At 42.4% G+C, this 2,815-nt stretch carries 3 protein-coding genes and 1 pseudogene; all 4 read right to left on the bottom strand.

What is annotated here, in order from left to right; translation table 11 throughout:
• Window positions 1–43: 43 nt before the first annotated feature.
• Window positions 44–178, bottom strand: a complete 135-nt coding sequence (locus AZ66_RS33475; RefSeq protein ID WP_269433159.1) for a hypothetical protein — start codon at window positions 176–178, stop codon at window positions 44–46.
• A complete protein-coding gene (locus AZ66_RS28310) occupies window positions 172–378 on the bottom strand; it encodes a hypothetical protein (protein ID WP_044357983.1) in 207 nt (68 codons plus the stop codon). Before AZ66_RS28310 ends, AZ66_RS33475 begins: the two co-directional genes overlap by 7 nt.
• Window positions 379–565: 187 nt before the next feature.
• A complete protein-coding gene (locus tag AZ66_RS28305) occupies window positions 566–1,165 on the bottom strand; it encodes a pentapeptide repeat-containing protein (protein ID WP_021261071.1) in 600 nt (199 codons plus the stop codon).
• 11 nt (window positions 1,166–1,176) lie between these two features.
• Window positions 1,177–2,815: pseudogene (locus AZ66_RS33175) on the bottom strand (hypothetical protein); the annotation flags it as partial.

Genomic DNA, 2,815 nt, shown 5'->3' with positions numbered 1-2,815 from the left:
CCTTTGCCTCTTCAATTTCTTGCTCCTGCCGTACTAGAACTGACTAGTTATATTGCACAAGCTGCTTGTAGTCGGACGTTTCTTGCACTAGTCTGTCTATGAGTTCTAGTGCTTGCTGGCGTGACAATACAACTTTCTGATCTGCTACCGCATCCAAATACTCCACTCGGTTCAACAACTGCTGAACCTCTTCTCTAACCCTCTAACCTGAAAACCTGTTCGTTCTGATTGCTGCAACTCTGCCACCTGTTCACGTAATTTCCTTGCTTGCTGACAGTATCCACGACTTTCATCCATAAGCTGTTCGTATGCTGCGTAAGCCTGGGCAATAGAAATAGCTTCTTTTTCTGCTCCCTGTGCTAGTTGCTTTATTTTCAAACTTCTTCTGCCACTACCTGTTCAAGTTTTGCCATTCGTTTCGTCCTCCTTTGATTTTGAACATGCAAAAAAAGCTCATTTCTACTCATAGTTCAAGTTGGAAAGAGCTTTTGAAAGTTTATCAAGTGTTTGGTGTTTGGTTTGTTGGTTTGTATTGTACGATCTACTCTCTACTGATGTAAAGGGTCTACTTATTATCTTGTAACCATTTTCTAGCTTCTTCACCTACTAGAATATTTGGTTGTTCTGGCGTCCCAATATTGATGCTTTTTATAAAAGCCTCTTCTAGCCCCCGAACCCCAGTTAATTTAGCTCCTTTTAGCAAAACTCTTTCAAACGTAGCTAACCGCACATCAGCATTAAACAATATTGCATTGCGAAAATCCGTCTCATCAAAAAGACCAGCTACTAAATTTGCATCTGATAAATCAGCTTGAACAAACACCGTCTCAATACATTCACTATCAGCAAGTCTAGCAGCTTTAACATTGGCATTTGTGAAGTCCACATACGATACATTAGATTTACAAAAGTCTGCCCCTTCTAAATTTGTAGATATAAAAGTTGATGAACTTAGTACAGATGAAGAGAAATCTTTGTGCTTTAAGTTCATGCCATCAAAGATACAAGCTGTTATATATGCTTGGTCTAATGTGTATTGTGACAAATCCACATTTCGCAAATCAATTTCATCTATACCTAGTTTTTCGCCTTGTTCTCCAATAGTTTCAATCCAAAGGCGGTGTAATTCTAATCGAGTCATAATTTCTTTGACATCAGTTGTCATACCTAACCCTCCTATGGATACCAAATAATCCTATCTGATATTCCAGATTTTTCAATTGCCTCTTTTAACTGTTCAACATGTTCAGGAATCATGTCTCTTTTATCCACAATTACATTGTAAGTTTTATCTAGTTCTTTATTAATTGCCTTCATCCCGTTATTTACTGTAAATGCGCCTTTCTTGGGAGAAGTATGACCATTTGGATAAGATACGAAACTTTTAACGTCCCATTTAACGTTATTTGTTATATCAATAAATTCTGCTCCTCCGTTTCCTTGTGGGTCACGTACTATCTTCCCTAGTTTTCCTTGTCGTTCCAAATCTAGTCCTATCTCTCTTTCTTTCAAACCTTGATCCCTAATTTTACCGCCATGAGAAGGATCGCCTGCTAAATCATCCAATTCCTTCTGAGTTCTACCACCCGTATAATTTCCATCCTTATCATAAAGGTTAGGTTTATTACCTTTACCCGTACCCCCACCGCTTGAGTTCTTATTTTTTCCCGACGTAGATCCTGATACTGAATTCTTCGGATCGCTCCCCGGATAGTATTTCCGCACCTCAATCTGATTCTTCGTCGGTTCAAGAGGTTTTTGTGTAGACGATTTATAGTTCGCATTTGGCCCATCGTATACCAACTTGTTCTTGGACAATTGACTAGCAGACTGTTGAAAGGCTTCCAATCTTTCCTTTATACCCCAGTTTACACTTGCCCCCCCACCTATTGGCACCGACGTCTTTGCATTCACCTTCGGAAGAGTAGGCCCACTGCCTTTTGGTGCAGCTCCTCTCGCCCCCAAAATTAAAGTGACTACGTCAAAGGAACTCATCCAATGCTCCTTAGATAATGGATCATCTGGATTAAATGCTTCTTTGAAGGAACCTGCAATACCCGACGACAACCAGTTCACATAGTCATATGGGGATTCATTGCGCATGTCGGCCCTTGTCTTGTATCCTTCAATTCTACTACTCACTTCGTCAAATGCCCCGACCGTTAACCAGTTGCCAAAGTCGTATGGAGAATCTAACGATTTGTTTGCACGTACCTCTAACCCATTCCAAAAATCGATACCTATTTCCGCAATGCTATTTCCCGTCTTTTTAACTCCAGACCAAATTTCTTCTCCGGTCTGCACGCCCACCTCTGCAATTTTCTTCCCCATCGCGAGTTGGGCTTCCGCTTGCTGGATCTTGGCTTCGCCTAGCATAGTCAGCCATGACCGGGATTCTTCTTGCTTTGGTTTCGGCTGCTCTGCTGCATAACGATCGTAGCTCGCCTTCCAGCGTTGTCTCACTTCAGGTGGAACCTGCTGATACGCTTGAGCCATCGCATTCGACTCTATTACCATGTTTTGAACCAGCTCTTGTAGACCGCCAGAACTTGCTATATGACGCGCACTTGTAAACACCTTGCCCAGCAGCCACTTACTATAATAGGCATCTTTGGCTTTCTCGTGCTCGTATTGACTGATGAGTCCTTGCATGAACAAACCGGCCAGATATTTCAGCGGATGCAAACCACCTTTTGCGCCTCCACCTCCAGCATGACTCGTCCCTGTACTTCGAACAGGAACAGCAGCGCTTGCTAGTAGACTCGTACTCACAGCCGCTCCGACAAATCCGCCTAATGCCGCTCCCATTGCTACT

It is taken from the genome of Paenibacillus sp. E194 (assembly GCF_000935845.1).
Taxonomy (GTDB): Bacteria; Bacillota; Bacilli; order Paenibacillales; family Paenibacillaceae; genus Paenibacillus_B; species Paenibacillus_B alvei_B.
The sequence above is the reverse complement of the archived record's forward strand: the minus strand, read 5'-3'. Positions and strand labels throughout refer to the sequence as shown.